The sequence below is a fragment of the Winogradskyella sp. genome (genome assembly GCF_965656915.1).
Classification (GTDB): Bacteria; Bacteroidota; Bacteroidia; order Flavobacteriales; family Flavobacteriaceae; genus Winogradskyella.
Genome location: NZ_CBFHMI010000040.1, coordinates 1 through 22,838 on the forward strand (window position 1 = coordinate 1; position 22,838 = coordinate 22,838).

25 protein-coding genes are annotated in these 22,838 nt (G+C 34.2%); 5 read left to right on the forward strand and 20 right to left on the reverse strand.

The window, feature by feature from the left end:
* The 14 genes from paaZ to ACTG3Y_RS10010 form a co-directional block, all read right to left on the reverse strand.
* Positions 1 to 1,763, reverse strand: a 1,763-nt coding sequence (paaZ, locus tag ACTG3Y_RS09945) for a phenylacetic acid degradation bifunctional protein PaaZ (RefSeq protein WP_439152772.1), incomplete at its 3' end; no start/stop codon positions are given.
* Positions 1,764 to 1,860: 97 nt separating this feature from the next.
* The gene (pcaF, locus tag ACTG3Y_RS09950; protein WP_439152773.1) at positions 1,861 to 3,075 is read right to left on the reverse strand and encodes a 3-oxoadipyl-CoA thiolase; all 1,215 of its coding nucleotides are present in this window, start codon (positions 3,073 to 3,075) and stop codon (positions 1,861 to 1,863) included.
* A gap of 1 nt (position 3,076) precedes the next feature.
* Entirely contained in the window at positions 3,077 to 3,511 is a 435-nt protein-coding gene (locus ACTG3Y_RS09955) for a PaaI family thioesterase (protein ID WP_439152774.1), read from the reverse strand.
* Positions 3,511 to 3,891 (reverse strand): four helix bundle protein, encoded by a 381-nt coding sequence (locus ACTG3Y_RS09960; RefSeq protein ID WP_439152775.1) that lies wholly within the window; start codon positions 3,889 to 3,891, stop codon positions 3,511 to 3,513. Before ACTG3Y_RS09960 ends, ACTG3Y_RS09955 begins: the two co-directional genes overlap by 1 nt.
* Before the next feature lie 33 nt (positions 3,892 to 3,924).
* Positions 3,925 to 5,082 (reverse strand): 3-hydroxyacyl-CoA dehydrogenase NAD-binding domain-containing protein, encoded by a 1,158-nt coding sequence (locus tag ACTG3Y_RS09965; protein WP_439152776.1) that lies wholly within the window; start codon positions 5,080 to 5,082, stop codon positions 3,925 to 3,927.
* A gap of 9 nt (positions 5,083 to 5,091) precedes the next feature.
* Positions 5,092 to 6,027 carry a pyridoxal-phosphate dependent enzyme gene (locus ACTG3Y_RS09970; RefSeq protein WP_439152777.1) on the reverse strand — a complete coding sequence of 312 codons (936 nt, stop codon included), beginning with the start codon at positions 6,025 to 6,027 and terminating at the stop codon, positions 5,092 to 5,094.
* Positions 6,028 to 6,813: an enoyl-CoA hydratase-related protein gene (locus ACTG3Y_RS09975; RefSeq protein WP_439152778.1), complete on the reverse strand. Its 786-nt coding sequence runs from the start codon at positions 6,811 to 6,813 to the stop codon at positions 6,028 to 6,030.
* 16 nt (positions 6,814 to 6,829) lie between these two features.
* Positions 6,830 to 7,330, reverse strand: a complete 501-nt coding sequence (paaD, locus tag ACTG3Y_RS09980; protein ID WP_439152779.1) for a 1,2-phenylacetyl-CoA epoxidase subunit PaaD — start codon at positions 7,328 to 7,330, stop codon at positions 6,830 to 6,832.
* Between the two features lies 1 nt (position 7,331).
* Complete coding sequence (gene paaC, locus ACTG3Y_RS09985) at positions 7,332 to 8,087, reverse strand: 1,2-phenylacetyl-CoA epoxidase subunit PaaC (protein ID WP_439152780.1); 756 nt, start codon at positions 8,085 to 8,087, stop codon at positions 7,332 to 7,334.
* A 55-nt stretch (positions 8,088 to 8,142) separates the two neighbouring features.
* A complete protein-coding gene (paaB, locus tag ACTG3Y_RS09990; RefSeq protein WP_091420702.1) occupies positions 8,143 to 8,430 on the reverse strand; it encodes a 1,2-phenylacetyl-CoA epoxidase subunit PaaB in 288 nt (95 codons plus the stop codon).
* An 11-nt stretch (positions 8,431 to 8,441) separates the two neighbouring features.
* A complete protein-coding gene (gene paaA / locus ACTG3Y_RS09995) occupies positions 8,442 to 9,398 on the reverse strand; it encodes a 1,2-phenylacetyl-CoA epoxidase subunit PaaA (RefSeq protein ID WP_439152781.1) in 957 nt (318 codons plus the stop codon).
* A gap of 77 nt (positions 9,399 to 9,475) precedes the next feature.
* Positions 9,476 to 10,549, reverse strand: a complete 1,074-nt coding sequence (locus ACTG3Y_RS10000) for an FAD-binding oxidoreductase (protein WP_439152782.1) — start codon at positions 10,547 to 10,549, stop codon at positions 9,476 to 9,478.
* Between the two features lie 68 nt (positions 10,550 to 10,617).
* Positions 10,618 to 11,193 (reverse strand): TetR/AcrR family transcriptional regulator, encoded by a 576-nt coding sequence (locus ACTG3Y_RS10005; protein WP_439152783.1) that lies wholly within the window; start codon positions 11,191 to 11,193, stop codon positions 10,618 to 10,620.
* The gene (locus ACTG3Y_RS10010; protein WP_439152784.1) at positions 11,190 to 11,810 is read right to left on the reverse strand and encodes a DUF4230 domain-containing protein; all 621 of its coding nucleotides are present in this window, start codon (positions 11,808 to 11,810) and stop codon (positions 11,190 to 11,192) included. The genes ACTG3Y_RS10005 and ACTG3Y_RS10010 overlap by 4 nt, the downstream gene beginning before the upstream one ends.
* 467 nt (positions 11,811 to 12,277) lie before the next feature.
* Here ACTG3Y_RS10010 and ACTG3Y_RS10015 point away from each other — a divergent pair, with 467 nt between their 5' ends.
* The 3 genes from ACTG3Y_RS10015 (at position 12,278) to ACTG3Y_RS10025 (ending at position 15,149) form a co-directional block, all read left to right on the forward strand.
* Positions 12,278 to 12,829: a hypothetical protein gene (locus tag ACTG3Y_RS10015; protein WP_439152785.1), complete on the forward strand. Its 552-nt coding sequence runs from the start codon at positions 12,278 to 12,280 to the stop codon at positions 12,827 to 12,829.
* Positions 12,830 to 13,003: 174 nt separating this feature from the next.
* Positions 13,004 to 14,731, forward strand: a complete 1,728-nt coding sequence (locus ACTG3Y_RS10020) for an amidohydrolase (protein WP_439152786.1) — start codon at positions 13,004 to 13,006, stop codon at positions 14,729 to 14,731.
* Between the two features lie 127 nt (positions 14,732 to 14,858).
* Complete coding sequence (locus ACTG3Y_RS10025; RefSeq protein ID WP_439152787.1) at positions 14,859 to 15,149, forward strand: hypothetical protein; 291 nt, start codon at positions 14,859 to 14,861, stop codon at positions 15,147 to 15,149.
* A 165-nt stretch (positions 15,150 to 15,314) separates the two neighbouring features.
* Here ACTG3Y_RS10025 and gldC read toward each other — a convergent pair whose 3' ends face one another.
* A complete protein-coding gene (gldC, locus tag ACTG3Y_RS10030) occupies positions 15,315 to 15,653 on the reverse strand; it encodes a gliding motility protein GldC (protein ID WP_439152788.1) in 339 nt (112 codons plus the stop codon).
* Entirely contained in the window at positions 15,653 to 16,615 is a 963-nt protein-coding gene (gldB, locus tag ACTG3Y_RS10035; RefSeq protein WP_439152789.1) for a gliding motility lipoprotein GldB, read from the reverse strand. Before gldB ends, gldC begins: the two co-directional genes overlap by 1 nt.
* 92 nt (positions 16,616 to 16,707) lie before the next feature.
* Between gldB and nadE the strand changes: the two genes are divergently transcribed.
* Both nadE and ACTG3Y_RS10045 read left to right on the forward strand, forming a co-directional pair.
* Entirely contained in the window at positions 16,708 to 17,496 is a 789-nt protein-coding gene (gene nadE, locus ACTG3Y_RS10040; RefSeq protein WP_439152790.1) for an NAD(+) synthase, read from the forward strand.
* Positions 17,497 to 17,635: 139 nt separating this feature from the next.
* Positions 17,636 to 18,265, forward strand: a complete 630-nt coding sequence (locus ACTG3Y_RS10045; RefSeq protein ID WP_439152791.1) for a response regulator — start codon at positions 17,636 to 17,638, stop codon at positions 18,263 to 18,265.
* A 5-nt stretch (positions 18,266 to 18,270) separates the two neighbouring features.
* Here ACTG3Y_RS10045 and dnaG read toward each other — a convergent pair whose 3' ends face one another.
* From dnaG to ACTG3Y_RS10065, 4 genes are all read right to left on the reverse strand, one after another.
* Entirely contained in the window at positions 18,271 to 20,235 is a 1,965-nt protein-coding gene (gene dnaG, locus ACTG3Y_RS10050) for a DNA primase (RefSeq protein ID WP_439152792.1), read from the reverse strand.
* Positions 20,236 to 20,326: 91 nt separating this feature from the next.
* A complete protein-coding gene (locus tag ACTG3Y_RS10055) occupies positions 20,327 to 21,085 on the reverse strand; it encodes a DUF481 domain-containing protein (protein WP_439152793.1) in 759 nt (252 codons plus the stop codon).
* 161 nt (positions 21,086 to 21,246) lie between these two features.
* A complete protein-coding gene (locus ACTG3Y_RS10060; RefSeq protein ID WP_439152794.1) occupies positions 21,247 to 22,320 on the reverse strand; it encodes a hypothetical protein in 1,074 nt (357 codons plus the stop codon).
* Between the two features lie 41 nt (positions 22,321 to 22,361).
* On the reverse strand, positions 22,362 to 22,838 hold a 477-nt coding region (locus ACTG3Y_RS10065), incomplete at its 5' end, for a hypothetical protein (RefSeq protein WP_439152795.1).

Below are 22,838 nucleotides of genomic sequence, written 5' to 3' on the forward strand. Positions count from 1 at the left end.
CCATGAGCTGTGCGCTTTTCAAAAATACTTCCATCAAGAGACGTGATATCTGTATGCGCATAGAAATGATCCCAAGTTAAATTTGCAAAATTCTGTATATCATTATCAGTTAAAGTACGCTTGTGCGTTTTCATAGACATACCAGCTTCGATATCTTCCCAATGGTATTTAAATGGATGCTGTTCTGCTTCTTTATATTTTGCATTCTGCTGATAGATTCCTGTAATCGATGTAATCGTAGTTGGCGAACCTTGGATTGCTGTACGTTGCAAATAATGTTTAATACCACGCATACCTCCCATTTCTTCGCCACCACCAGCACGCCCTGGACCGCCATGAACTAAATAAGGTAATGGTGAACCGTGACCTGTGCTTTCTTTAGCACTTTCTCTGTTAAGCACTAAAATACGTCCATGATGACTAGCCGCATTCACCACATAATCTTTAGCAATTGTATCATCATTTGTTGAAATTGAAGAGACTAACGACCCTTTTCCCATTTGAGCTAAAGTTATCGCTTCATCTAAAGTTGCATATGGCATAATGGTACTTACCGGTCCGAAGGCTTCACGTTCGTGAATTACTGTATTTTGGAATGGATGGTCAGCTCTTAATAGTATCGGACTAATAAAAGCACCTTTTTTGGCATCTGCTCCAATCGTTTCAATTTTATCTACATCACCATAGACGATTTGCGCTTCTTTTGCTAAATCGTTTACAGAGTCTCTAACTGCTTGTACTTGCTGTTGACTTACTAAAGAACCCATTCGAACTTCTTTTAATCTTGGGTCACCAATCGTCACTTTATCTAATGCTTTTCCTAATGCAATTTGAACATCTTCAACCAAATTTTCTGGAACAACGATACGTCTAATTGCTGTACATTTTTGACCAGCTTTAACGGTCATTTCTTTTTTGACTTCCTTTATGAATAAATCAAATTCTGGTGTCCCAGGAACTGCATCTTCTCCTAAAATGGATGCGTTTAATGAATCGGCTTCCATCGTGAATGGCACAGATTCTTGGATTAATCTTGGATGTGCTTTTAACAATCTCCCTGTTTGTGCAGAACCTGTAAAAGTGACTACATCTTGAGATTCGACTGTATCTAAAATCGTTTTAACTGTTCCATTTATGATTTGAAGTGCGCCTTCTGGTAAAATTTTAGAATCTATAATTACTCTCGCCACAGCTTCCGCTAAATACGATGATGACGGTGCAGGTAAAACCACAGCTGGAACTCCAGCCATCCAATTCACAGCACATTTTTCTAACATGCCCCAAACTGGGAAGTTGAAAGCGTTTATATGTACTGCTACTCCTTTTTTCGGCACCATAATATGATGTGCCATAAAACGTCCACCGCGAGATAAATCGATGCCATCACCTTCAACATGATACGGTTGATTAGGAAAAAGTTTTCTTAAGGATGCGTTGGCAAATAAGTTTCCGAAACCACCTTCAATATCTATCCAACTATCAACTTTGGTAGCTCCTGTTCGATAACTTAATTCATAAAAGGTATCTTTCTTCTTCGTAAGATATAATGCTAATTTCTTCAGCATATTACCACGTTCTTGAAAGGTCATTTTACGAAGTTGCTCTCCACCTGTTGTTCTCCCGTAATTTAGAATTTCAGGAATATCTAATCCTTCTATTGCGACACTTGTAAAGGCTTCGCCTGTTATGGCATCGTGGATTGGTGTGCCTTGTTCTTTACCGGTTGTCCAATGTCCTTGAACGTAATGTTGTATTTTTTTCATCGATAAATTTTTTATCGTTTCCGTGAAAACGGAAATCTATTCTTTTAAAACACCCCTAAAGTCCCCTCAAGGGGACAATAGTCCGTGTCAACATTTTCTAAACATTCATATTTTCTATTATCGCTGCATAACCTTGCCCAACTCCAATGCACATAGTTACTAATGCATATCTTTTATTTTGCTCGTGTAATTCCAAAGCTGCTGAATAAGCAATACGTGCTCCTGTTACGCCTAATGGATGACCAATAGCAATCGAGCCACCATTTGGATTCAATCTTATGTCGTCGTCAGCTAATCCCCAAGCCCTTGTACACGCTAATGCTTGCGCTGCAAATGCTTCGTTAAGCTCAATAATATCCATATCATCCATGGTTAATCCAGCTTTTTCTAATGCTTTATTAGACGATTGAACTGGACCAATACCCATAATTCTTGGTTCTACACCAACTACAGCAGAACTTACAATTCTCGCTAATGGTTTAAGGTTATATTTTTTTACAGCATCTTCTGATGCAATTATTGTAGCTGCTGCACCATCATTTAATCCGGATGAATTACCTGCTGTGACACTTCCACCTTCTTTTTTAAATGCTGCTCTTAATTTCCCTAATACTTCTAAAGATGTTGTTGGTTTTACAAATTCATCTTTAGAAAATTGAATTGGGTCTTTTTTTCGTTGCGGAATTTCAACAGTTACAATCTCTTTTGCTAGCCTTCCATTTTCTTGGGCCTTTGATGCTTTCATTTGACTCCAATAGGCAAACTTGTCTTGGTCCTCTCGAGAGATATTATATGTCGAAACTAAGTTTTCAGCTGTGACTCCCATACCATCAGTACCATACATTTTGTGCATTTTTGGGTTTACAAAACGCCATCCAAACGTAGAATCGTATAGTTTTGAATCACCACCGAAGGCTGATGATGGTTTCGCCATTACATATGGACCTCTGGTCATATTCTCAACTCCACCAGATATAAACACATCACCATCTCCTGCTTTAATTGCTCGATTGGCATGTATGATTGCCGATAACCCGGAACTACATAGACGATTTACGGTTTCACCTGGAACAGTAAATGGTAATCCAGCCAACAAAGAGGCCATCCTCGCTACGTTACGATTATCTTCACCTGCTTGGTTTGCACAACCCATAATGACATCGTCATATGCTTCTTTCGGAATATTTGGGTTTCGTTTTACAACTTCTGAAATGACCAAAGCTGCTAAATCATCTGTACGAACAGCTGATAATGTACCTTTGTAATTTCCTATTGGTGTTCTTATGCCGTCTATTATGTATGCTTCTTTCATTTTATTCTTCCCAATCTTTTTGAGTTCTGTAAACCACACCTTTAAAAAGTGCTACTAAATCATCACCACGTTTTACTTCGATGATATTGAACCCTAATTTATTATTTACTTTTTCAATTACCGATTCTGCTACCAAATAATCACCTTCATCTAATGCTTCAATATGATTGATACTTGTTTCAATAGAAACTGCATATTTACCGTGTGTATTTGCGGCAAAACCAAATGCTGTATCTGCTAATGAGTAACTAATGCCACCATGGGCTTTATTCATACTATTGAGCATGTCTTTTCTTATAGTCATTCCTAATTTACACCTACCTTTTTCACATTCTAAAATCTCAATACCAAGCCATTGGCTAAAAGCATCTTGACTCAGCATTTTATATGGAATATCTTCTTCTTTTAAAGGCATTAGGGATTTGGTTTTAGGCATTAGACAACTTTATTTCTTGACAAAATCGTTTTTCTTAATGATGACATCATTTTAGTTAATTCAGAAATCATTTTCCGATTTTCTTCGTCTTTTTCAAAGTTAATATAATTTCTTCTTATTGATTTAGTACTACAACTCACACATTCATTAGCACTATGGATTGCGTGATTTATATGCTTAACAAATTGAGCATCTGAACCAGGATAACCTTCTGCTATATTTAGGGCTATTGAATCTGCTGCCCTTCTAAATTGTGATGACAATGCATATAGTTCATGTTTAGGAAAGTCTTTAACTAAAGCATCTACGGATTCACCAAAATCCATTGCTTTTTGATAAACCTTTAAATCTTCAAACTTAAATTGATAATTACTTCTCATACTAATTCCTATTGCCTAATGCCTCATCCTTTTTTAAATAAAAAATGTTTTATTTTCTTTATTCATTTTTCGTAATAATGGACTACAACGGTATCTATCTTCATGATACTCATCGTACAATTCGTCTAACTTAGACACGCACCAATCAATTCCTTTTTCATCTGCCCAAGCCAATAATCCTTTAGGGTAATTCACACCTTTAGTCACGGCATTATCGATATCCTCTGCTGAAGCAATATTCAAAAACAAAGCATCTGCCGCTTCATTAATGAGCATGACTAAAACACGATTAAATATATTTTGAGCTAAATCTTTATCTTCTAATGGACTAGGTTTAACTGCTCCTTCTGCATAATCATAGTAGCCTTTTCCAGATTTACGCCCTAAGTAACCAGCTTCTGCAAATCGTTTTTGTGTAAACGCTGGCTTGTACCTTGGGTCAAAATAAAACGCTGTAAAAACGGTTTCTGTTACTGTATAATTAACGTCATTACCAATAAAATCCATCAATTCAAAAGGTCCCATTCTAAATCCGCCAATAGTCTTTAAACTCCAATCGATAGTTGCAAAATCGGCGATTCCTTCTTCATAAATACGTAAGGGTTCACCATAAAATGGTCGTGCTACTCGATTTACGATAAATCCTGGTGTATCTTTTGCTACGGCAACTACTTTTTTCCAATCAGAAATAGTTTTTATAGATTTTTGAAGCACATCTTCTGACGTTTGTATTGCTGGAATCACCTCAACCAATTTCATTAAAGGCGCTGGATTAAAAAAATGAATACCAACACAACGTTCTGGTTTTTGTAACGAAGCTGCTATTGAAGCCACAGATAAACTCGACGTATTTGATGCTATGATACAATCTTTGGACACATAAGTTTCAAGTTCTGAAAATACTTTCTTTTTAATGTCAAGGTTTTCAATAATGGCTTCAATTGTCAGGTTAGAGTCTGATAAGTCTTTTAAACTAGCTACATATGAAATGTTAGACTGAATTCTATTTTTCTCATCAGCATCGATTCGTCCTTTTTCAATAAGACGATTTAATATTTTCTCAAGACTCGCTTTTGCTTTATCTAAAGCAACTTGATTTGTATCATATAATTTAACTTGACAATCGGCAGTAGCAGCAACTTGCGCTATACCACTTCCCATTGTTCCCGAACCTATTATTCCTACGTTCATAGTTTTATATTAAAACGGTAAATTCTTAACATCAACGTTTCCGCCTGATAAGATAATTCCTATTTTCTTATTTTGAAATTCTTCTTTATTCTTTAGTACTGCTGCAAAAGGAACTGCACATGATGGCTCAATAATAATTTTCATACGCTCCCATATCAACTGCATCGCATTTATAATTTCATCTTCTTCAACACGGATAATTTTATCTACGTACTTTTGGATAATCGGAAAATTGCGGTCTCCTAAATGGGTTCGCAAACCATCTGCAACCGTATGAAAACTATCATTTGTCTCTATTTTGCCCGAAATTAAAGAACGATACGCATCATCTGCTTCCATCGGCTCACCGCCAATAACTTTGCAGTTATTTGAAAAATAATGTGCCGCCAAAGCGGTACCTGCAATGAGACCGCCACCACCAACTGGTGCTAAAATCACGTCTAATTCTGGATATTCCTCAATCAATTCTATTGCAGCTGTGCTATTACCGAAAATAACCTCATCTTGATTTGATGGATGTAGAAAGGACGCACCCTTTTCTTCTTTTACTTTATTTGCCGTGGCTTCTCTTGCTTGAGGTGTTGACTCGCATTCAATAATCTCACCTTCATAGGTCTTTACACCGTTTTTTTTGACTTGAGGTGCGTTTTCTGGCATCACAATGTAAGCTTTCACATTTAGCTTTTGAGCGGCTAAAGAAACTGCTTGTGCGAAATTACCTGAAGAATGCGTTACCACGCCGCGTTGTCTTTCATCCTCTGATAAGGATAATATTGCATTGGCTGCACCACGCATTTTAAAGGCTCCCATTTTTTGAAAGTTCTCACATTTAAACACGATATCTGCACCTACCATTTCATTAATTAAGTTAGAACTTAAAACTGGTGTGTTGTGAATAAAAGGTTTTATTCTGTTATGAGCTTCTATGAGGGTTTCTTTGTTCAATTAATTCCCTTTAAAGTTTGGCTTACGTTTCTCTATAAAAGCCGAGACACCTTCTGCATAATCATTACTCCCTGCTGCTTCAATTTGTAATTTAGACTCTAGAGCTAATTGTTCTTCTAAGGTATTGGTCATTGACTTATTGAATAATTCCTTAATTAGACCTAATGCTTTTGTTGGCATATTAGCCAATTTTAATACTAATTGATTTGTAGTCTGTTGAAAATCATCAAATGGCACAGACTTATATATCATTCCCATCTTCTCTGCATCTTCAGCTGAAATTTTATCTCCTAGCATTGCTAAGGCTTGTGCTTTTTGAAAACCAATTAATCGAGGTAAAAAGAAAGTTCCTGCACTATCAGGAACTAAACCAATTAGGCTAAATGCTTGTATAAAGCTTACCTTTTCATGAGCTACAACAACATCGCATGCTAATGCAATATTTGCACCTGCTCCTGCAGCAACTCCATTTACAGCCCCTACAATTGGCTTTTTGATAGAACGTATTCTTGTAATGATAGGATTGTAGTGTTCTTCTAAAATCTTTTTGAATCCAGGATTTAATTCTGGGTCTGTCACTTCTTTTAAATCTTGACCAGCACAAAATGCTTTTCCGTTTCCTGTAAGTACAATTGCTCTAACTTCTGGATTTGATTCACAATCGTCTAAAATACTTTGAAGACTCAAAGCCATTTCTCGATTGAAACTATTAAATACTTCTGGTCTATTCAGTGTGATATGTGCTACTTTATTTTCAATCTTTAGTAGAATTGAATTGTTACTCATAATTAAATTTTGTTATCTATTTAAGACATTTAAAATAGTCAAATGGCTCTTGACAATCTTCACATTGAAATTGCGCTTTACATGCTGTTGACCCAAACTGACTCACTAATCTTGTATTCTGAGAACCACAATTGGTGCATTTAACGATTCGTTTATTATTAAGAAGCACTTCTTTATCAGCTTCAGCATCTAAAGGTGCTGCAATGCCATAATCTTCTAATGCCTTTCGACCTCTTGGTGTTATCCAATCTGTTGTCCAAGCCGGATGCAGTATTAAATCTATTACGGATTCATAGCCTGCATCTTTCAGTGCTTTTTTAATATCGTCACCAATAACGTCCATTGCAGGACATCCGCTGTAGGTTGGTGTGATTTCGACTTTAACAATATCATTTTCAATTACTGCAGAACGCACAACACCCATATCCATAATAGACAAAACTGGGATTTCAGGATCTGACACCTGTTCCAGTATTGCAATTAGTCTTTCGTCTATGTTTTGTTCTGTAGATATCATTCTACCATTCCATGTTTGGATATGCGCGTTGCATATATTGCAATTCAGCTAGTATGTAGCCTAAGTGTTCTGTATGAATTCCTTGTTTACCTCCTTTTTGAAAGTATTTAACATCAGGAACTTCGAGAGTCGCTTGACCAAGTACTTCAGCTACGTAATTATAATATGCGCCTTTAAGCTTTGTAACATCTACTCCAATGCCTTCAGCCACAACAGCTTTATCTACTTCCGTTTGATGAAACAACTCACCAGTATATACCCACAGATCATTAATAGCCTCCTGAATTTTAGATTTACTTTCTTCTGTACCATCACCCAAACGCCTCACCCAATCTGATGAGAAACGCTCATGATAACTTACTTCTTTAATACATTTATTTGCAATAGCCACTAAAGTTAAGTCCGTACTTTTCTGCAACTCTTTTAGAAATGCTAAATGATAGGCATCGAATAAAAATTGTCTCGCTATGGTGTAGGCAAAATTTGTATTAGGTTGCTCAACTAAAAGTACATTTTTATAATCACGCTCCTTTCGTAGCATGGCAATATCATCTTCTGACTTTCCGTCTCCTGAAACTTTACCTGCATACTGAAAATAACTACGTACTTGTCCAAAGAGATCTAATGAAATATTAGTACAAGCTATGTCTGTTTCTAAACTTGGCCCATGACCTGTTAATTCACCTAACCGTTGACCAAGGATTAATGAATTATCTGCAATACCAAGTATATAATTATATAAATTTTCGTTTTTCATAATTTGATTTTTATAAGATATAGAAACGTGTTAAGTATGACAAAACAGAGTTTTGTCACATATGTTTTATTTCATCTGGCACATCATAAAATGTAGGATGGCGATATACTTTGTCTTGTGCTGGTTCAAACAATTCTCCATTATTTTCAGGATTAGATGCCGTAATATGTTTAGACTCTACGACCCAAATACTAACACCTTCATTTCTTCTGGTATATACATCTCTAGCGTTTTCCAATGCCATTTCAGCATCAGCAGCATGTAGACTACCAAAGTGTCTGTGCTCTAATCCGTTTTTACTTCTTACGAAGATTTCCCATAAGGGCCAGTTTTTTGTTGACATAACTGTAATATTTATACTGCTTGTTTTTCTTTTCTTGCTTGTTTCTTTTCGGCGAAAGCCATAGCGGCATCGCGCACCCATTCACCTTCTTCCCATGCTCCAACTCGAGCTTTCATGCGCTCTTTATTCATTGGACCATGACCTTTAACAACCTGCCAAAACTCATCCCAGTCAATTTCTCCAAAGTCGTAACTTTGGCGTTCTTCGTTCCATTTTAAATCTTTATCTGGAATAGTTAATCCTAACACATCTGCCTGTGGTACAGTTTGATCGATAAATTGCTGACGCAATTCGTCATTAGTTTTACGCTTCAACTTCCATTTCATGGATTGTTCGGTATGTACAGATTTATCATCTGTAGGACCTAACATCATTAAACTTGGCCACCACCAACGATTTAAAGCATCTTGTGCCATCTCTTTCTGCTCAGATGCACCGTTACAAAGCTTCAACATTATCTCAAAGCCTTGTCTTTGATGAAAACTTTCTTCCTTGCATACACGAATCATAGCTCTTGCATATGGACCGTAAGACGTATTACATAAAGGTACCTGATTAATAATTGCTGCACCATCAACTAACCAACCAATAGCTCCCATATCTGCCCAAGTCAAAGCTGGATAATTAAAAATACTTGAATACTTAGCCTTTCCAGTATGTAACTGCTCATATAACTCGTCTCTAGAAATCCCTAAGGTTTCACAAGCACTGTATAGGTATAAACCATGACCAGCTTCATCTTGCACTTTTGCTAATAACGCAACCTTTCGTCTTAAAGAAGGTGCTCTTGTAATCCAATTACCTTCTGGTAACATACCTACAATTTCAGAATGGGCATGTTGAGATATTTGCCTAATATGTGTTTTACGATACTTTTCTGGCATCCAATCTTTAGGCTCAATTTTTTCGTCACGCTCAATGCGTTCGTTAAATTGTCTTTCTAAACTTTTAATTTGTTCTTCACTCATTGTAAATGGCTTTTGGCTATTGGCTTTTGGCTTTTGGCCTTTAGCTGTTGAACTTTAATTTTTCCTTTTCAATTTTATTAGACGTCAAAATCTACAACGACTTTATCCGTTGTTGGCACCGCTTGGCAGCTTAATACCAAATCTTGACTTACTTCTTTTTCGTCTAGTGCGTAGTTAATTTTCATTTCAACTTCGCCTAGTTTTACTTCGCATTTACATGTACTACAGACTCCTCCTTTACAGGCAAAAGGCAAATCTGCACCTGCACCAAGTGCTGCATCTAAAATGTTATCATATTCTTTAGTCATGGTAAAAACGAATTCTTTTCCACCATCTACTATTGTTATTTCTGTACCTTCAACATTTTGTTTAGATAAGCGTTCTTGTCGCTTTATGTCTTGTTCTGAAAGACCTGTTACAAATAATTCAAAGTGCACTAATTCTTTGGGTAAACCAGAGTTAATTAAATATTCACTTACATAATTCACCATTTTCTCTGGACCACAAAGAAACACTTCGCTAGTATCTGGAATATCTATAAAGGTTTTGCAAAGCACCTTCATCTTATCATCATCAAATCGACCATTGAATAACTCTATGTCTCTGCGTTCTTTAGTTAAGAAATAATAGATTTCTAGTCTGCCGAAATATTTATTTCTCAGTTGCTCTAACTCTTCTTTAAAGATAATGGATTTTGCTGTTTTATTTACATAAAATAGCTTGCAAGTAGAGTTTTGCTCTGCTTCTAAATGTGTTTTAATCATTGACAAAACAGGTGTTATTCCACTACCAGCAGCAAAAAATAAATAATTTTTCGAGACTTCCTTGTTTACCTCAACACCAAAAGTTCCAGATGGTGCCATGACCTCTAGAGTATCTCCTGATTTAAGTTTTTCATTGATAAACGTTGAGAATTTACCACCAAGAATTTGTTTTACAGCGACTTGCCATTTTGTTTCAATTGGGCTAGAACATAATGAATACGAGCGTCGCACATCTTCTCCATTGATATCTGCCTTTAGCGTTAAATGCTGACCTTGTCTATAATTGAATTCCTCGTGTAATTCTTTTGGAACATCAAAAGTTACAACTGACGTATCTTCTGTTTCCTTATAAATATCTTGAACCTTTAAGTTGTGAAATTCTGCCATTTTACCTTGATGTAAATTAAACTAACAATTGTTAGTTTGTTTAGCAAAGTTATAAAATTTAATCTTAACTATTTGTTAATTCCTTTGATAAGGATTTCACTTAGTGTATTCGAGAGTTCCTGAAGGTTTATATCATCTTTTTTTGGTATCCATACATACAAAGACCGTAATGTGGTTAAAATTGAGAACATCATAATTTCTGGTTTTACATGTATTATTTCACCAGTATTTATACCTTCTTCAAGAATTTTTCTAAAATCATTTTCGTAATCGGTTCGCAATGTTTTATAATGATCTAGCTGATCCTCCAGATGCATCCAATCATTATTTAAGCAGGCCATCCCATAGCTATTCTGGCTAGATAATTTAACATGTAGCTGAATGATTTTATGTAATTTATTGATACAGGAATCGTTTGAAGATTGTATGGATTTCATTTCGGAAGTAAACTCATTCGCTATTGCTATAACAATTAACTGTAATATTTCTTGTTTGGAGTTGATATGGTTGTATAAACTCGCTGCCTTAATTCCCATAGCAGCAGCCAAATCTCGCATGGTAACAGCACTGTAACCCTTTTCTTTAAAAAGTTTCGCCGCTACTCTAACAATTTCTTCTTTACGTGATTCGGTCTTTTTATTCACAACTTCAGATTAATGGTCTGTAATTTCGCCTGAGAAGTTATTGGTGTATCATTATACTCCAACGTCCAGCCTAAAGAATTGGTTAAAATGTAAAATTTAGCCAATTCACTTATGAGTCTATTTTTAGCATTTGACTTTAAATCGGAAGCTTCAATCTTTTTCATCAAAGATGTTTTCACCGTTTTTTTAATCTCATTATAATCTTTGGCTTCAAATTGATTTAAAAAATCGGCTTGAATATCGTAATATTCAAAATCTGGACTAATTTTTATTTCTTCTTCAGGAATTACTAAAATCTTTAGTTTCTTTTCGACCTCATCAATTTCATATTGAATTTTACTGAGGTCATAGCCAATTGTGACATCAGCATTAACAATGACAATTGCTTTTTTTTCAGCTTCTAGCCAGTCACCAAATACTGCTTTAGAATTCTTATAGGTAAAGACTTCACTAAAATGGCCTTCGGTAACAACAAGTTTCCTAACATTTTTAATTTGCTCTTGAATTAAAGTTGAATTTTCCTGAAGTATAATCTTCTCTACTTTCTTATCACTACAATATTTAAAAGTAAATAAAATGATCAAAGTGATAATGACACCAAACACTATTTTTCGCATAAGCGAATTTACTTAAAATACATATTACTCCGATATAAAGTTGATCATTTTATGCCTTGTTTTTCAACTTACATCCTAAACCTAAGCATCTTAACTATAAAAACAGTAATGCATCCTAATTTTAACTAAAGTCTCATTTGGGGTTATACTTTAGATATACAAATCGCTATTAACCTATAAAAGCACACCCAATGTAAAGTGCTTATAACACAAAAAATGAAACTTATGTTAAACAGATATTCATATTTGGTTTTTTTCTGATATCTCTAATTGGCTATACGCAAAAATCTAAGCTCATTCCAAATGTAAATGTACGTGCCAAAGAATTAAAGCATAGACTAAATTCAGAAGGAGACAGCTTAATATTAGAAAGCGAACGAAAAATTTACACTGTCGAAATTTCCAATACTAATTTTGAAAGTAAAATTCATGTCAAAGACACAAAAATAACCATACCATTAAACGATGTGCCTGTTGGTAAATTTTTAGTCGAAGCAACTCTTGTTGATAAACTTATAGTCATTACCTTATTGGGTAACAAACCCTTTAATAATTTAAAAGACGTAAGCACTAAAAGTAAAAAGCTAACTCAAGCTTCGGTACCTAAACCAGAAGAAATCACAGAGACGGATAATTCTTTAAACGATGAATCTAGTGCCGTATCTGCAACATCTACTATTAACAAAGGAAAAAATCAAAATTCAATTGATGAACTAGCTATTAGCCACAGTACTGTTGTAAAGTCATATTGGGAAGTGTACAGTATAAATAATGGTCATAACTCGCAAAAAATAACGCGCTTGGCCGACAAAAAGCTCGTAGAAAAACTTATAGCCCGAAATAAAATTGAATTAAAAACTAAATCTGGTAGATTGAATGAATTAATCGTCTGGGAAGTTTATAACACCTCAGCCTTTATGAAATTTAAAAGACTAAACACTGATAATCTTACATCAGAATCAGAGTCTTTTAATAATATTCCTTATTTTAAAACGGAACATATTTTAAGCAGTTTATAATCAAATAAATTAGACATCTGAAATCTATTCTGTCTCTCTACGGATTACTCCTTAAGGTCTAAATAGAGATATATTCTATTAAATCTAGTTAATAAGTAATCTCAGAAACTAACAAAAATCAAGTATACCACTCTTATAAATTTTGTAATTTCATGCTTTTAAATATCAACCGCTATGAAATTTCGTTTTTTCAAATTTTACTCACTTTTAATTTTAGTGTTTCTCTTTTTATCTTGCACAAACCCTAATAAGGAATATGCAAGTATGCTTATTTATGGCGGTACCATCTACACTGTAGATTCAACAACACCTACCGTAGAAGCCGTCGCAACCAAAGGCAACAAAATAATTTTTACCGGTAGCCTAAAAGAAGCTGAAAAGTTTAAGAATAATGAAACTAAACTTATTGATTTAAAAGGAAAAACAATGACGCCTGGTTTAATTGAAGGTCATGGTCATTTTATGGGTCTAGGTTATAACGAGCTAAATCTAGATTTAATGTCTACTACCAGTTATCAAGATATAGTAGATGCAGTAGCTGAACGTGTTAAAACCGCAAAACCAGGTGAATGGATTACAGGTAGAGGTTGGCATCAAAGTAAATGGGATAGTATGCCTGCTGAAACAGTTCATGGATTTCAAACACATTATTTATTAAGTGAGATTTCACCAGACAATCCCGTTTATCTCAGACATGCAAGTGGTCATGCAGGTTTCGCCAATGAAAAGGCTATGGAAATAGCTGGCTTAGTAAATTTATCATTAGACGGTGTAAAAAAATATGAAGTCGAAGGTGGTGAAGTTTTAGTTGATGCTCTCGGCAGACCGACTGGGGTCTTTAATGAAAGAGCACAAACATTAATAACTCAACATATACCAGATAGAACACCAGAGTCTGATATAAAAGCTTTTGAACTTGCTGTAGAAGCATGTCAGAAAAACGGAATTACAAGCTTTCATGATGCTGGTATACCAAAAGAAACCATAGAGCTTTATAAAAAGATGAAAGCTGATGGTAAAATGAATACGCGCATATATGCTATGCTTACAGGCTGGGATAAAGATCTTCTAAATGAATGGTTTGAAAAAGGTACTATGGTAGATGAGGATCATCTTTTTACAATAAGATCTGTTAAGCTGAATTGTGATGGAGCCTTAGGCTCTAGAGGAGCCTGGTTACTAGAACCTTATTCAGACAGACCAAATCATTTTGGTCATGAAACGCTTCCTATGGAATTTGTTAAAGAAACTGCATTAAATGGATTGAAACATGGTTTTCAGGTTTGTTCTCATGCTATTGGAGACAGAGCTAACAGAGAAATTCTAGATCGCTATGAGATTGCATTTAATGAAATACCAGAGTCAGCAAACGACCATAGATTTAGAATAGAACATGCGCAACATCTACACCCAGAAGACATTCCTCGTTTTGCAGAATTAAGTGTTATACCTGCGATGCAAGCCGTACACATGTCATCAGACAGACCGTGGGCTATAGATCGATTAGGAGAGAAACGAATTAAGGAAGGTGCATATATGTGGCAAGATTTATTGCAGAGCGGAGTTGCTATTGTTAATGGTACAGATGTACCCGTAGAACCTTTAAACCCTATTCCTAGTTTCTATGCTAGTGTGAGTAGAAAAACTTTAAAAGGCACACCAGAAGGTGGCTATGAGCCAGAACAAAAAATGACCAGAGAACAAGCTTTAAAATCTTATACATTAGATGCAGCATTTGGTGCTTTTGAAGAAGATATTAAGGGTTCAATCAGTGTTGGCAAACTAGCAGATTTCACCATCTACAACCAAGATATAATGACGGTTGCAGAAGATAAAATATTGGACACTAAAGTTATGATGACAATTTTTAATGGTGACATTGTGTATACTTTACCAAAATAAAAAAACATCAGTTCCCTTCTCTATTGAAGGTCTAACTAATGTTTAATTATTGATTAATAGCAAAACAAATTTAGGCGAATTTTATTTAGTTTTTGTTATATGTATATTAATAAACTGTTACATATTGATGAATATTTATAAACCAAGACATATAAAATTTAAAGAATTAATTACTATTAAAACATGGAAGGTTAAAATATACACTATTGTAAAACAAAATGAATTTTATCATCCTGAATTTTATGAGAATGTAAAGAAAGCATTACCCAATTGGTTAAAACTAAAAAATTGTTTCAATGACCAACACAATCATATTGGGTTTTTAATTCTGCATGCAGGCACAGAAGGTATCTTTTCACTTGTAAATTGGTGGGTCGATAACTACATGCTTAATACAAACATTTATTTTACAGAATAGAACAACTATAAGGGCTTTAAAAAAATATCTGGTAATGGTCTATCGCCTTGTGTATGGGAATTTGAAGTCATTAACCACGAAAGAATAGCGTGGACCAATCATGTCTTAAAAAAACTACCTAATCCAGATTTTTACACCTATTTTGAATCTAGCTTTAATAAAGAGTTATGATTTTTTTAGCTCTAACTTTTCAGCAAAATAATCACAAAAATCTTTCATGGTAGCCGTCATTTTTTCATCCTGTGTCGCACGCATAAAAGTATCACTCATTGTTACTAAAGTCTGATGAAAAAAGAGTTTCATCTCATCGACGGGCATGTCTTTTGTCCAAAGATCAATCTTTAAAGTTTCTTGAGCCTTACTATCCCAAACCGATAACATTACTGCTTTAGCCTCTTCATTTTTTATACCTCCATCTTCAGCAGACCATTTCAATTTTTCAGGCACTCTATTTTCATCGAGTTCTATATTTAACTCTATTTTAGATTGTATTATTTTAGACATTACTTTCTTGGTTTAAATTTTGATTCATTAAATATTATTTCGGGCTCAGTATGCATAATGGTCATTAGATCTTCATTCGTTCTATTGGCGTAGGCCTTTACTATTTGCCACCCTATATATTGACCCAATCTCCCAGGAGATTCATTATCTAATTCTAAATAAAATTTAGAAAAAGGTGCATCTGCAATGAAACGCGCTGGTAATTTACTATCTGAACTAAATAATAATTCTTTCTCTATAAAATAACTCCAAATAGGACTTTCATTAGCCTGTGCCCATTCTATTTCTTCAGGTGTATATCCAATTTTTTCTGCATCAGATTTAAAAGGAATAATTTTATCTTTGAAATGCAGCAATTTACCAAAGTAAATCATTTCTTCTAAAAACGTCTTTCTCTTAGTTTGGTAAGCATATTTTTTCGCAAATCCTTCCGCGAGATTAACTACGATTTGTTCTGGTTTAAAATTCTTCGCTAAATATTGTGGAATTCCTCCATCGACATAAAACCTGTGATTGGGTCCCAAATAATTATCTAGTGCTACTAAGAGAATACTATCTGTTACTATAACTCTATCTCTGTATTGTACATAATTGGTTAACGTAACCACTCGAGGTTCTGAGAAGACCTTATCATAATACTTAAGGTGTTGAAACATTTGTGCCAGTTCTTCTTTTGGCTGCTTAAAATCTGGAAAAGCGGTCTTAACTTCGTTTAATATCTCATTCTGTAACGTATCGTTAAGTCTATTCACCCAAATAGAATCTGGAATTTGCTTTGAAAACAGAAACGGATAAGCTCGTTTAAGCTTAGTTAAGTCTTTAGGTTTAGCATCTAATTCTGCCGTATCAAATCGTTCTACAACAAAATCTACATCAATTTTAGCGATTTCATTTTTGAGTTTTGAATCGTTGTTACAAGACAAAAGAACCAATCCTAATATTAAAATAAAGTAAAATCTCATAAACTGCGTATAAAACATTTTTAATCCTAATACGATTCCGTTATTTTTGTTGTGCAAAGGTACACTTCTTTGTCTTAAATTTTTTAAAAATAATGCAAACAGAAAAGGTTGTAAATCATATTATAAATTGGTTAAAGGACTATGCTACAAATGCTGGAATTAATGGATTTGTAATAGGCATATCTGGTGGAATTGATTCTGCCGTTACTTCTACATTATGTGCCAAAACAGGCTTAGAACTGTTATGTATAGAAATGCCAATACATCAGGCAGACAGTCATGTCTCAAGAGCTCAGGAGCATATTGCACAACTAAAAAAAAGATTTCCTAATGTAAGAGATACGCGTGTAGACCTAACACCAGTATTTGAAGAGTTTAAGACGGAAGTATCATTAGATGCCAAACAAGCTATAGTAGATATGGCTTTAGCTAATACCAGAGCTCGGCTAAGAATGACCACGCTGTACTATCATGCTGGATTATTAGGATTACTAGTGGCTGGTACTGGCAATAAAGTTGAAGATTTTGGAGTAGGTTTTTATACTAAATATGGCGATGGTGGTGTAGATTTGAGTCCTATTGCCGATTTGCTAAAATCTGAAGTTTACGAGATCGGTGCCAACCTAGACGTCCCAGAATCAATTATGAAAGCAGCTCCTAGCGACGGCTTATTTGGTGATGCCAGAAGTGACGAAGACCAGATTGGAGCAACTTATCCAGAATTAGAATGGGCCATGAAAATGAAAGATGAAGGCAAAACTGAAGAAGATTTTACCGGAAGACAACGTGAAGCATTCGAGATTTTTATGAGATATAATACATCAAACAAACATAAGATGATTCCGATACCAATTTGCGAAATTCCTAATAATTTAAGGTAAATACTACAGTTTGTTAAATAAATTACTGTAACTGTTCAATTTTTAGTTATTTTTGTTTAACGAATCTCCCTCATTATTCTAAGCCTAGCTTTTGCTATAGTAAAACTAACCCTAACCCTAACTAAAAAAATCAATTGTCATGATACATATTCTGATTGTTGACAGTCACCCTATTGTAAGAACAGGCCTAGAGCTTTACTTAAACAGTAAACCAGATTTAAAAGTCGTTGGTAAACTCAATAGCGGTATTGAAATCTTTGAATTTATAAGACGTCACAAAGTAGACGTAATCATTTCTGAAGTAGATTTACCAGAACTTAATGGTATTACTGCTTTACGGGCTATAAAAAAGGAAAATAAATCTGTTAATGTTTTAATGTTTAGTCATCAACCTGAAGAGATTTATGCCATTAGCACTTTAAAAGCAGGAGCATCTGGCTACTTAAACAAAACTGCCAGCGTTGAAGAAATTGAAGCCGCTGTGAGAAAAATACATTCTGGTGAGGTTTCTTTAAGTGAAAAAATGGATAAGCACCTTCGTTATGAAGATACACGCAAAAGTAGAAGTCGTTTATTTAAAAAACTATCTACAAGAGAGGTTGAAGTCCTTAAATTATTGTCTATTGGGCGAAAAAACAAGGAAATTGCAGAGGAATTGGATATTAACGAAAAAACGGTAAGCACGTATAAAGCAAGGCTGTTTAAAAAGTTGAATGTAACAAATATTGTAGATTTAATTCACCAGGCGAAGCATCATAATTTAACTTAAAATGCCTAACCAATAACTTTACCTAACTTACGAGATAGTAGCATTTTAAGACCAACATAGTCTTTGACATCTTCTATAATTGATCTTGAATCGACACCTTCTCTGAGCGTATCGTTTTTATATTCTGCCACCTTTTGATCTATAAGGTAACAACGCAAACTAAGAATTGTTTGGCTTACCAATTGTGAAATTGTATGTTCTTTTTCTTTTGGGATGATATGATTTCGTTCCCAATCATGGAGGTTATACTTTTCATCTTCCATCAAAATAGACGTTACTGTACTTGCCGAATCTTGGTCTAATTGATTAATAAAGTCTTTAGTAGAAAAAGTTTCTTCTTGATTGAGTTTGTCTATTATAGAATAATATAAGGCTCTAAATTTTTCATTAGAGAACATCATTTCATCTTCTTGAAGATCTAAATATATTTTCTCAAACACTCGTGTCTCATGCTTAGTTGGCTCTAAAATTAAATCACCAGAGACTTCATCTTCCTTTAAAATTAAATCTTCAAACTGTTCCTTTCTATCACCATAGAGCATCAAGATTTCAATAATTTTTCGTTCTAATTCATATTGGATATCAACTTTTTTCTTGGGCTGTTCTACATTCTTTACAACTTCAAATGCCTTTTGTTGATGCTTGTACTTTTTATTCGCCTCTTGAAAGTGTTTCTTATTTATCTGCGCCAATGTACTGAATAGTACATTTTCACTAATATCCATAATTGATGCACACTCTTGTACGTAGATTTCACGCTTAATGGCATCAGGAATTTTTGATATACTATTAACTATCTCACGGATAGTTTCTGCTTTCTTTATAGGGTCATTATTCGCTTCTTTTACTAATAATGACGCTTTAAATTGAATAAAATCTTTTGCATTTTCGTTCAGATAGGTAGTTATCTCTTCTAAACTATTGGATTTTGCGAAACTATCTGGATCTTCACCATCAGGGAACGTACAAACCTTAACATTCATACCTTGCTCAAGAATTAAATCTATTCCCCTAATTGAAGCTCTTATACCTGCTGCATCCCCATCAAAAAGTACAGTGATATTATTGGTTAGACGATTGATTAATCGTATTTGATCTGATGTTAACGCGGTGCCAGAAGAAGACACTACATTTTCAACTCCCGCTTGGTACAATTGAATCACATCAGTGTAACCTTCTACTAAATAACAATTATCCTCTTTAGCAATACTTTGTTTGGCGTAGTATAAGCCGTATAACACTTTACTCTTATGGTAGATATCACTTTCAGGTGAGTTGAGATATTTGGCTGCTTTTTTATCATTAGTTAAAATACGACCACCGAAGCCAAGAATACGACCACTCATACTATGGATTGGAAACATAACACGACCTTTAAATCTGTCGAATCGTTTATCTTCCTTTACAATGGTTAAGCCTGTTTTTTCCAAAAACTCTAGTTTGTAACCTTTTCCTAGTGCATCGTCTGTAAACGCTTGCCATTCATCTAAAGAATATCCTAATTGAAATTTCTTAATGGTATCTTCTGAGAATCCACGCTCCTTAAAATAACTTAAACCAATTGCCTGACCTTGATCTGTTTTAAACAGTACTTTCTGAAAATATTCATTAGCATACTCACTTACTAAATACAAACTTTCTCGTGCATCTGCCTGGGCTTTTTCTTCGTCAGTTCGTTCAGTTTCTTCAATCTCTATATTGTACTTTTTAGCTAAATATTTAATGGCTTCAGGATAGGTAAAATGCTCGTGCTCCATTAAAAAAGTCACCGCATTTCCTCCTTTGCCTGTAGAAAAATCTTTCCAAATTTGTTTTACTGGCGACACCATAAAACTCGGTGTACGCTCATCACTGAAAGGACTTAAACCTTTAAAATTACTACCTGCTTTTTTTAACTGTACAAAATCGCCAATCACCTCCTCTACACGAGCAGTTTCAAATACCTGAGATATGGTGTTTTGTGAGATCAATAGTTTGAATTTTAGTCAGTCTGTAAATTTAAGATAAACTATTTGTTTTAAAAATTTTATAAGACGTCTTCTGAAAACCTACTATTATAGTTTAATAACTTTTAAGGGTAAAACCAAAAGTTAGAAAAGTATCCTCTTGTTTTTGATTTTCTATGACTATACTTTCAAAAGTATGGCGATAGTTTATTTTGAAGTTTAGAAATTTCCAAATAGGTAATTCTAAACTAACATCAGCTTGCCAACGAAAATTATCACTTTGTTCTAAAGAGGGCTGAAAATAACTTTCATGAGTAAGTATAATCTTGTCTTTGACTAAATTATATTTACCATTCAACCATATCGTTCCACGAAGCGTATTTATTGACTTACTACCATCATAATCTGAATAATTAAAATCGATTTTAGAAAAAGCTGTGTGCTCATACTCGCTGGATAATGAAAGTTTCAACCAGTTTTTATCCTTACTAAGTAATTGAAATGTCGCACCAGCACCAACAAGATAACGTGAATCTATTTCTCGTCTAAAATTAGTACTAAAAAATCCCAATACAAATGGATATATCTTTCGATCTGGATTTAAGTATAAAAAATTAAGGCTTAAGATATCTTCATCTGCTTTTACTTTTCCAAATTCCTGATAAACGTAAGAGTTTTGGTTTTTAAACACCCATTTTTTCCATGGTTTAAAACTTAAGTCTGACTTTGCTCTGAATATTAACGTCTCCACATTGCCACTTTGCCAAAAGCCAGTTAAAGATAAACTTGCCTTTACACTTAACGTATCGCTTTCGTTGATTTGCGCCGAAATAAAAATGGGTAGTAACAAGAAGAAATAAACTAATTTTTTCATACTAATCCGTTATATAACTCTTTAGAATTAATAATAAACGAAATTAAATATTTATAGAGGATTAACTTAATGTTAATGGGAAAAATTACGAAATCGTTATAATTAAAAAGCCTTATTCAAAACATCGAATAAGGCTTTTTAAAACTCAAAAATTGATTGATTTAGTCGATATCAAATCTAACTCCGACTGATATATTATTTTGATCTACATCCTGATCTTTAAATAATGGATTAAGATCATACTTAGCATAAAGCGAAATATCACCAATACCTACATATGCACTTAGACCATAAACAAAGTTAGATGTATTGTAATTTCTTCTTATTTTATCCTTAACACGGTCACCATCTTCTTTAAACTTTAACTTCTGTTGTGTACCGATTCTAAAACCACCATAACCACCTATACCTAATTTAAACTTATCGTGGTTAAAATATCGCACTCTGTTTCCGTAGTCTTTTTTATTCCATCCACCAATTTCCAAGTGCACAGGGAAAACTAGATTTGTTACTCTAAACTGTGATTTTTTAAGTCCCACAGGGAATTCCTGCAATGTGGTTTCAGCACCATCTTGCACAAAATATAAATCGCCTTTTACGTTTAACTTATTCCACTGAAATGAAAATCCATAGTTTAATCTCAGTAGATTAGAGTTTTTGAGCAGTCTTGTTTGCCAAACCCATCCTAGCTCAACAAAGCCAGAACCTGCCAATTCATAAGGTGAGTCGTCTAAACTTTGCCCATCAATAATAGTATTATTAAAACCTATAGCAAAAAGCAGTTTATTACCTGTGCGAATCTCATATTTTGGAATTTCCTTCTTTTTTGGTGTCAAATCTACATACAATCCATTTGAACCAATACTCAATGCTATATTTTGATCAGTATTTGTAATATCATAGCCATTTCTTTTCAATAATTCAATTTTAGAATCGATTATAGCCAAACGATCTTGAATATTGAGTGCTGCCTTTTCCGCAGCTTGTTTTTTAAGTTGCTCTGCTTGAGCCGCAGTAATCTCATTATTATCTAAGCTCTCATTAATTTTGGTAACTCTTAATTTCAAAGCGTTCTTTTCAGAATTTTCAACTTGTAACTTTTTCTGTTCTAATACTTCAATTTTATAGTCAATTTTTGCCTGTTTAGAAGAATCAATGACTTTATCCTGACCTTGCACACTGTTCAAGGCAAAGCAAATTAATAAGGGTACTAATAATCTTGTAATTGTGTTCATAACTGTTCGTTTTTTGATGATATTATTATTTTTATTTAATTCTAATTATTACGCTCTGCCACAGCAGTTTTTACAGTTTCATAACTATCCTTAAGTACTTCAAAAACTTTACTTCTAAAGGATTGCCCCATTTCATCTTCTACACTCATTAATAAGGCATTAGCATCTACTGTCTTTGTTGTTTCATTCTGTATTTGGTCTTTAAAGAGTTCTTTACTCGCTAGTTTTAATAGTGAATCTACTTCCTTATCAATTACGGATGTTTTTTCAGATTTTAGTTTTTTAAGAGCATCAGCTACTGCATCTTTCATCATAGCTTCGTCTTTAAGAAGTAGCAACTCTTTAGTAATATCCTTGGTATCATTAAGCTTTGAATCTTTCTTTATTAAAGTTCTATTCTCAGCTACACGTGTTTTAGATTTAGGTGTTTTATCTACCGCTTTCGTATAGTCAATTACCTGTGGTTTTTCAGTCGTTTGTAATTCTTCCTCTTTGTTTTCTACAGCATTACACTTATT